Annotated in this window: 1 protein-coding gene; it reads right to left on the reverse strand. The window is 61.7% G+C overall.

From position 1 onward, the window contains the following. Positions 1 to 269, reverse strand: a 269-nt coding sequence (locus O4H31_RS19515) for a hypothetical protein (RefSeq protein ID WP_269348180.1), incomplete at both ends; no start/stop codon positions are given.

Raw genomic sequence — 269 nt, forward strand, 5'->3', positions numbered from 1 at the left:
GGTCCTAAGCGCTGAATACGTGCGGCCAGGCGTTCCAGCTCTTCTTCCCAGGCTTTCTCGCTGGCTTCGGCTGGCAAAGTCGCCAGCACGCCATGCAGATCGTAGTAGTCTTCCAGCAACTGATCCTGCAGCGCCTTGCGCCGCACGGTCAGCGACTGCCAGTCCATACGCTGCTGTTCCAATTGGCCGCGCAACAACTGCGCCTGTTGCTCGGCCTGAGTGCGGCGCTTTTCCGCATCACGCAGTTCGCGATCGGCATCTTCCAGGGC

The sequence above is a fragment of the Sulfitobacter dubius genome (assembly GCF_027214245.1).
Lineage (GTDB): Bacteria > Pseudomonadota > Alphaproteobacteria > Rhodobacterales > Rhodobacteraceae > Sulfitobacter > Sulfitobacter dubius_A.